The sequence below is a fragment of the Streptomyces sp. NPDC030809 genome (assembly GCF_055572195.1).
The window spans coordinates 87984-96346 of record NZ_JBVIDV010000008.1; the positions used below are offsets into that span (position 1 = coordinate 87984).

Sequence of the window (8363 nt, forward strand, 5' to 3'; positions counted from 1 at the left end):
TCCCCCCCCCCCCCCCCCCCCCCCCCCCCCCCCCCCCCCCCCCCCCCCCCTCCTCCCCTCCCCCCCCCCCCCCCCCCACCCCCCCCCCCCCCCTCCCCCCCCCCCCCCCCCCGGCCGTCGGAAGCACCACCGTGGAACGAACACCGACGAGCAGTAGACCGGCCGCATGTTGACGGATGATCAACAACTGATCAACGGAACCGTCCGGACGGACCGGGTCGTCACCCGGCGCGGGACCCGCCTCACCCCAGGGGGAGGAGACCCGCATCCGTCGGTGTGAAGCCGCAGGCCTCGAAGTAGAACGGGCGCAGGTGCTCCTCGAAGTCGACGTGGAGCCATGCGCAGCCCGCGGCCCGGGCCCCTCTCGCGGCAGCCGCGACGAGTTCGGTCCCGACTCCCGTCTTGCGCACGGCGTGGGCGACCATCGTGTCGAGGACGAAGGCGTGGGCCCCGCCGTCCCAGGCGACGTTGACGAACCCCACGAGGCGGTCGCCCCGGCGGGCGCACACCCAGCCGAGGCTGTGGCGCTGCACTCGGGTCCGCCACTCGGCGTCCCCCTCGGGATGCCCGAACGCCTCCGCGTGGAGCGCGTTGACCTCGGGATCGGTGAATTCGCCGCGCCAGTCATATGTGATCATCATGAACCGCATCCAATCAGCGCCCTGCGGCGTCCACCAGCGCCACCCCGCCTCCGCACCCCTGCGCCGGGGAACCCCATCGCCGCACCAGGTCCGGCCGCCCCCACGGAGCTGCGGGCCGAAACTCGTTCGCGCCCTCGGCGGGCCGGGTGGCAGGGTGCCGGACATGGCACCCCAGTTTCAGGTCCGGGCCGACTTCGACGCCGACACGATCGTGCTCTACCAGGCCTATGCCGCCCCCATCGCCGATGCGGCCCTGCGCGCGGGGCGTTTCGTCGCGCCGTTCTCGTTCCGGAGGATGACGTGGATCAAGCCGTCGTTCCTGTGGCTCATGCACCGCAGCAACTGGGCCCGCAAGGCCGGGCAGGAGCGGATCCTCGGCGTACGGATCACCCGCGAGGGGTGGGAGGAGGCCCTGTCGCAGGCCGTGCTCACCACTTCGGACCCCGACTCCGTTGCCCGGGCGGCCGTTCACGTCCAGTGGGACCCCGAGCGCTCCGTGCGCGGGGCGGCGCTGAACCACTACAGCATCCAGGTCGGAGTCGGGCGCGACGTGATCCGTACCTTCGCGGAGGACTGGATCACCGGCATCACCGATCTCACCCCCCGGGCCCGCAAGGCCGCAGAACTGATCCAGAGCGGCCAGGCAGCCAAGGCCCAACGCCTCCTGCCCCCGGAGCGCCCCTACCCCCTGCCCCGCCCGCTGGAGACCCGCCTCTGCCGCACCTGACGCCGGAACCGTACGTCTGCTGCCGTCGTCCTGGGCAGTGACTTTGCGTACGGAGCGGCATGTGGGGGGCGTTGTGACGGGGAGAGCGACGAGGGCCGGGCTCGCTGCGCTGGCCGCGGTGACCGTGCTCGGGGCTTCGGCCTGCGGCGGCGGGGCGAGCGGGGCGGGCGCGGGGAGCAGTGGGGCGCGTCCCGCGAAGGGGGAGCAGCCGGTGTCCGGACCGGCGGCGTCGGCCTCTGCGGCGGTGAGGTCTTCGGACGGCGTGGCGACGACGGCCGGGCTCGCGACGCGGGCCGGGGCCTCGGCCGTCACCCGGCGCGTGCCGTGGCACCTGGACGTGCTCGACCAGCGCTCGCGCCCGCTGAACGGGAAGTTCACCGCCACCGCCACGGGCAAGGGCGTCCACGTGTACGTGATCGACACCGGCATGGACATCGCGCACAAGGAGTTCGGCGGACGCGCCCGCCTCGGCGCCGACTTCGTGGGTCCCCAGGACTCCCGTGACTGCTTCGACGAAGGAGGCCTCGGCCACGGCACCTTCGTCGCGGGCGTCATCGGCGGCGCGAAGTACGGGGTGGCGCCCCAGGCCCAGCTCGTACGCGTCCAGGGCGTCCTGTGCGAGAGCGACGGAGCGGGCTCCCCGGGCGCGGCCGAGGCGGCCGTCGTGAAGTCGGTCAAGTGGGTCACCGCGCACGCGAAGAAGCCCGCGGTCGTGAACATGTCCCTCAACTTCCGGCACCGGTCGCCGGCCGTGGAGGCCGCCGTGAAGAAGATGATCGACGCGGGGATCACGACGGTGGTCTCGGCCGGCAACTTCGCCGACGACGCCTGCAGGCACTCCCCGGCCGGAGTCCCCGGCACGATCGTCGTGGCCGCCTCCACGCCGGGCGACCGCCCGTGGAGCGACGGCGGCTACGGCTCGGGATACGGCCGGTGCGTGGACCTGTACGCCCCCGGCAAGAAGGTGACCTCCGCCCTCGCCGGCGGCGGTACGACCACCCTGGACGAGGGCGCCACGTCCTGGGCCGCACCGCACGCCACCGGTGTGGTCGCCCTCTACCTGTCGGCACACCCCCGCGCCTCGGTCGGCGAGGTCCACCGCTGGCTCGACCGCACGGCCACCCGCGGCATCCTCCGCGGCGTCCGCTCCGACACCCCCAACCGGCTGCTCCACACCGGCGGCCTCTGACCGCACCGGCGGAAACGGAGCCGGAGGTCCAGCCCCCGGCCCCCAGGGCGCGGGGCGCGCCCGAGCACCCGGTCAGATCCAGCCGCGCCGCGCCGCCACCACGCCCGCCTGGAAGCGGTTCGCCGCGCCCAGGAGTTCGTGGAGGCGGCTCATGCGCCGGCGCATGGTGCGGACCGACCAGCCGAGCTGGCGGGCGATGGCCTCGTCCTTCAGGCCGCTGACCAGCAGGGTGAGCATCAGGCGGTCCTCCTCGCCGAGCGGGTCCTCGGCCGGGGCGTCGAGCGGCAGGGCCTGCTTCCAGCACAGCTCCCAGTAGTCGGTGAGGGCGTCCAGCAGGGCGGAGGGGCGGATGACCGCAGCGCGCACCCCGTCGAGGTCCAGCGACAGCGGCATCAGCGCCAGCCGGCGGTCCGCGATGGCCAGTTTGATCCGCAGGCCCGGCATCACCCGCGCCTGCTCCCCGCGGCGCACCAACCCCCGGATGTCTTCGAGCACCCCCGGCCACTCCAGCGCCTCGGGCGCGTAGACGGCGCGGTAGCGCACACCGCGCCCCAGTGCCGTGCTCTCCACCGGGTTCGCGGTGGTGAGCGCGTACGGCGGCCGGTCGAGGGTCATGACGTCCTCGCGCGCCTCCTGCTGGAGCCGGACGAACCAGCGCCCGAGCGCCTCGCGGCCGGTGGCGATCTCGACCTGGTCCTCCCCGGCGGTCCCGGCCTGCGCCGCCGCGAAGAGGCGGGACAACTCCTCCGCCGCCGAACGCACCCGGTCCAGTTCCGCGGTCTTGGCGCGCACCAGGGAATCGACCGCGGCCGTCGGCTCGATCGCCGCGTACCGGCGGCGGACTCCCGCGAGGCGCCCCACCAGACCGTGGTCGTGCAGCCGGTCCAGCGCCCTGGCCGCGCGCACGGGTGAGCAGCCGAGGTCGGCGGCGAGTTCGCTCGGAGCCGCCGTACGCCGGGCCAACACCGCCCGGTAGACGCTCTCGTCGAACGGATCGATCCCTGCCGCGGTGAGTTCGTGCGTCATATGCGGATACTGGCCCACTTGTGCCAGCGGCAGCAAGAGGCCTCCAAGATCCGTTGTACGGAGAGTGACTTCGGCGCTAGGACTTCTGCCCATGGCCAAGAACCCACGAAGTACCCGACGCCAGGTGGTCGTTGCGGTCACCACCGTCGCGCTCGCCGGAACGCTGACCGCGCTCCCCGGCACCGCGACCGCGACACCCGGCGCAGCGACACCTGCGACCGCGATAGCCGCCACCGCCGCGAACCCGGCCGGCCCGGACCGGCGCGTCATCGTCGAACTGGCCGGGAAGCCCGCCGTCGCAGCCGCCCCCGGCGGTTCGCTCGCCTCCCCGGGCGCCCGCACCGCCTCTGCCGTCGGCGCGGCCCGGCGGGCCCTGGCGGCACGCCAGGACGCCTTCGTCGCGGCGGCGCGGAAGTCCGGGCTGCACCCCGCCGCACCCCGCACGCTCGGCCTGCTCCTCAACGCCGTGGCCATGACCGTCCCCGCCGCCGAAACGACGCGCCTCGCCGCGCTGCCGGGGGTGGTCGCCGTCCGGCCCGACACCCGCATGCAGGTGCGTACGGACACCAGCGTGCCGCTGACCGGCGCGCCCGAGGTCTGGAAGCGCCGGGACCCGTCCGGGGTGAAGGCCACCGGCAAGGGCACCGTCGTGGCGGTCGTCGACAGCGGCGTGGACTACGGCCACCCCGACCTCGGCGGCGGCTTCGGCAAGGGCCACAAGGTGGTCGGCGGCTACGACTTCGCCAACCGCGACGGCGACCCGATGGACGACAACGGCCACGGCACCCACGTCGCGGGCATCATCGCGGGCAAGGCGGCCGCGAAGGGCGGCGTCACCGGCATGGCGCCCGACGCGCGCCTGCTGGCCTACAAGGTCACCGGCGCCGACGGCAGCGGCTACACCTCCGACATCATCGCCGGGATCGAGGCGGCGGCCGACCCGGCGGGCGCCCACCCGGCCGACGTCATCAACCTGAGCCTCGGCGGCCCCGGCGATGGCACCGACCCCCTGGGCCGCGCGGCGACCGCCGCCGTACGGGCCGGGGTGGTCGTCGTCGCGGCGGCGGGCAACAGCGGTCCCGGCCGCGGCACCGTCAGCACGCCCGCGTCGGCCGCCGGAGTCATCGCGGTCGGCGCCTCCACCAGCGGCATCCGCACCCCCAGCGCGTACCTGGCGGGCAGCAAGCCCGAGCTGATCCAGACGTACCGGGGCATCCTGTCCGCGAACCCGCCCCGGCAGCCGGTCACCGCACCGCTCGTGGACGTCGGCGCCGGCACCCCCGAGGACTGGAAGCGGGTCGGCGACGTACGGGGCAAGATCCTGCGCGCCGACATCCTCGTCCCGCCCGTGACGGACGTCCTGAGCCAGTACGACATCGACTGGGCGCGCGAGGCCGAGAAGCGCGGCGCGCTCGCCGTGCTCGGCGGCCTCCCCGACGGCTCCGGCCCCGTCCTCGCCCCCGGCGCCTCCGCCCCCGCCGCCGGTGCCTCCGCCCCCGCGCCGGGAACCCTCGGCGCCCGGGCCACCCCCGCCCGGCCCGACTTCACCCGGCCCGCCGCCTCCGGCGACTCGCTGCGCATGGACCGCCTGGTCGTCATGGGCATCGACACGACCCAGTACGCCCAGCTCAGCCGCGAACTGGCCGCCGGCAAGGTGTCCGTCACCCTGCGCGGCACCGACGCCACCGACCAGATCGCCTCGTTCTCCTCGCGCGGCCCCGGCACCGGCTTCGGCCTCAAGCCAGACCTGGTCGCACCCGGCGTGGAGATCCGCTCCGCCATCCCCACCTCGATGTACGGCCCCGGCGTCTACCGCATGTCCGGCACCTCGATGGCGAGCCCGCACGTCGCCGGCGCCGCGGCCCTGCTGCGCCAACTGCGCCCGGACCAGGGCCCCGACGCGATCAGGTCCGCCCTGGTCGGCACCGCGAAGCCGCTCGCCGGCACCGGTCCCTCCGTCCAGGGCAACGGACGCCTCGACGTGGCCGCCGCCGCAGCGGCCACCCTCACCGCCTCCCCGGCGACCGTGTCCTTCGGCCTCGCCGACCTGAGCCGGCAGACCGTCGGCGGCACCGCGAAGATCCGCCTGGCCAACCCCGGAAGGAAGCCGCTGAGCGTCAGCCTCGGCGCCACCGGGTCCACCACCGTGTCCCCGGCGCGGGTCACCGTCCCCGCCGGGTCCTCCGCGACTGTCAAGGCCACCCTGCGCGCCGCCCGCCCGGCCGCCGACACGGAGATCAGCGGCCGGATCACCGCCACCCCCGACCGCGGCCCGGCCCTGCGGGTGCCGTACCTGCTCGTCGTACGCCACCTGGCCGTCCAGGCCTCCCCCGACCCGAGCGACGGCCGCTCCACCGTGCACGTCGCAGCCCCCGCCGCACTGAACGCACCGCCGCAGGTCACCGTCACCCCGCCGCACGGCAGGCCCTTCACCCTGCCCACCACCGTGAACGGCGCCGGCTACTACCAGGCCGACGTGACCGGCAAGGCGGCCGGCGCCTACCGGCTGGCCGTGCGGGCCACCACCGCCGACGGCCGGCAGATCACCGGAGCGGGCGCCTTCGAGGTCACCCCCGCCGACAGCCGCCGCGACCGCTGGGAACCCATCGGCCCGAACAACGAGGCCGGCCACCTCGCACTCTCGCCCGCCCGGCCGAAGCAGGCCGTCGTCACCCAGTACCGGAAGGCCGCCCCCTGGCTGACCACCGACGGCGGCGCCACCTGGCGCCAGGTGGGCAGGCTCCCGATCGCCGACGGCAACGGCACCGGCGCGGTCGTCGTCGACGCCCGCCGCCCCGACCGCTGGTGGTACGCCGTGAACACGGCCGCCGACCCCACCCGCCGCGGCACCGTCCTGCGCACCGACGACAACGGCCGCAGCTGGCGCAGGCTCGACGTGCCCGACGCGCACATCGACGCCTTCGTCGCCGACGAGCAGACCCGTACCCTCGCCGCCGTGGTCGACGGCACGCTGCTGGTCAGCACGGACGCGGGCGATCGCTGGACGGCTTACCCGACCGGCGTGACCGGCGGAGTCCGCGAGGCCGCCCTCGTCGGCGACACCCTGTACCTGGCGGCGTTCGACAGCGTCTGGCGGATGGACGGGGTCGGCAAGGGAGACCCCGGTCCCGCGCACCGCATCCTCGACGAGCCGGTGAACACGGTCCGCGGCATGGCCGCCGACTCCACCGTGGTCGCCGCCTACGTCCCCGGCACGGGCGTCCGCGGCTCGTACGACAAGGGCCGCACCTGGTCCACCCTGCTGCTCCTGCCCTCGGGCGGCAACGGACTGTCCGCCTCCGGCGGCGACCTGTACCTGCGCGCCCTGTTCGGCGCCGGGCAGGTCAGCCGCGACCACGGCAGGACGTGGAAGCCGCTGCCCGCCCCGTCGAAGGCGGCCATCGCGATGGACTACGACCGCTGGGCCGACGGCTCGGTGACCGTGTCCAGCGAACAGGACGGCCTGTACCGCGGTGCGGCCGACGGCACCGGATACCGGCGGATCGGCGTCCAGGGCCTGACCGCCTTCGCCCTCGCGGCCAGCGGCGACCACCTGCTCGCCGGAACCGTCAGCGGCACCTACCGCACCGCCCTCCCGGTCGCCGGCCCCGAGTGGGGGCAGACCGGGGCCGAAGGCAGGACCGGCCGCCTCACCTCGCACATCGCCGTCTGGCCCAAGGACACCAGGGCGGTGTGGCAGGTCCGGCGCACCGCGACCGGCCACTTCGAGGTCTCCCGCAGCGCCGACGCCGGCCGGACCTGGCAGGTGAAGGGCACCTCGTCCGAGCTGCCGACCTCGATCCTGGTGCACCCGGCGGACCCGGACCGGGTGGCGGTCGGCTTCAGGAGCCTCATCGGCGACGGGCTGTACACCACCACCGACGGCGGCAGGACGTGGAAGAACCTCTTCCACGAACGGTCCTTCGACGCCATGGCCGGCGATCCGGGCAACCCGCGGCGCCTCTGGCTCGGCAACGCCTCGGGCCTCTACCGCTCGGACGACGGCGGGGTCACCAAGACCAAGGTCGCCGAGGGCCCCGTCTCCGCGATCGCGACCGACGGCCGGCGCCTGGTCGTCGGCGGCTCCTCCGTCCGGGTCAGCACCGACGGTGGCCGGACCTTCCGCACCGCCGACACCGGCCCGCTCGCGGTCCACGTCTCGGACCTGCTGCGGGTCGGCGGAGCGCTGTACGCCGCCACCACCGGCTCCCGGGAGTCCGGACTCGTCCAGGGCGGCCGGGGCGTCCTGCGCAGCACCGACAACGGCCTCACGTGGGAGAACGTCTCCAGCGGCCTGCAGAACACCGACGCCACCAAGCTGGCGGCCGCCCCCGACGGCCGCACGCTCTACGTCGGCACGGTCGACGGCGGGGTCCACCGCCTGAGGCTGCGCCGCTGACCGGCGTGCCCGGGGCGCCCCGACCGTACGGACGGCCGGGGCGCCCCGACCGTACGCACGGCCGGGCGACGCTCCGGGCAGCCGCCCCCGTCAGGTACGATTGATCTTGAGCTCGCCGCCCCGCAGGGACGGTCGGCCGTGCGTTGGTGGTCCAAGGAAAGGCACCCCACTTCCCGTGGGGGGATGCAGGTGCAAGGCCTGCCCAGCGCTCAACCGGGTCCCGGGGGGGGGGGGGGGGGGGGGGGGGGGGGGGGGGGGGCGGGTGGGGGGGGGGGGGGGGGGGGGGGGGGGGGGGGGGGGGGGTGGGTGGGGGGTGGGGGGGGGGGGGCCTACGGAGAAGGGGATGTCAGTGGCGATGTGGAGGTGGACGGCCGGTTCGAT

The 8363-nt window shown here is 75.2% G+C and carries 5 protein-coding genes; 3 read left to right on the forward strand and 2 right to left on the reverse strand.

Annotated elements, in window-relative coordinates:
* Window positions 1-242: 242 nt before the first annotated feature.
* Complete coding sequence (locus ACZ407_RS13345) at window positions 243-641, reverse strand: GNAT family N-acetyltransferase (protein ID WP_468128169.1); 399 nt, start codon at window positions 639-641, stop codon at window positions 243-245.
* 163 nt (window positions 642-804) lie between these two features.
* Between ACZ407_RS13345 and ACZ407_RS13350 the strand changes: the two genes are divergently transcribed.
* On the forward strand, window positions 805-1368 hold the full coding sequence (locus ACZ407_RS13350) for a DUF4291 domain-containing protein (RefSeq protein WP_468128170.1): 564 nt from the start codon (window positions 805-807) through the stop codon (window positions 1366-1368).
* Window positions 1369-1630: 262 nt separating this feature from the next.
* The gene (locus ACZ407_RS13355; protein WP_468128171.1) at window positions 1631-2557 is read left to right on the forward strand and encodes a S8 family peptidase; all 927 of its coding nucleotides are present in this window, start codon (window positions 1631-1633) and stop codon (window positions 2555-2557) included.
* 72 nt (window positions 2558-2629) lie between these two features.
* On the opposite strand, the gene ACZ407_RS13360 is transcribed toward ACZ407_RS13355, so the two are convergent.
* Entirely contained in the window at window positions 2630-3583 is a 954-nt protein-coding gene (locus ACZ407_RS13360) for a helix-turn-helix domain-containing protein (RefSeq protein WP_468128172.1), read from the reverse strand.
* A gap of 91 nt (window positions 3584-3674) precedes the next feature.
* On the opposite strand from ACZ407_RS13360, the gene ACZ407_RS13365 reads away from it, so the two are divergent.
* Complete coding sequence (locus ACZ407_RS13365) at window positions 3675-7982, forward strand: S8 family serine peptidase (RefSeq protein ID WP_468128173.1); 4308 nt, start codon at window positions 3675-3677, stop codon at window positions 7980-7982.
* Window positions 7983-8363: the final 381 nt, after the last annotated feature.

Coding starts and splice junctions, on each gene's coding strand:
- ACZ407_RS13345 (WP_468128169.1), bottom strand. CDS start 641: ATGATGATCACATATGACTGGCGCGGCGAATTCACCGATCCCGAGGTC.
- ACZ407_RS13350 (WP_468128170.1), top strand. CDS start 805: ATGGCACCCCAGTTTCAGGTCCGGGCCGACTTCGACGCCGACACGATC.
- ACZ407_RS13360 (WP_468128172.1), bottom strand. CDS start 3,583: ATGACGCACGAACTCACCGCGGCAGGGATCGATCCGTTCGACGAGAGC.
- ACZ407_RS13365 (WP_468128173.1), top strand. CDS start 3,675: ATGGCCAAGAACCCACGAAGTACCCGACGCCAGGTGGTCGTTGCGGTC.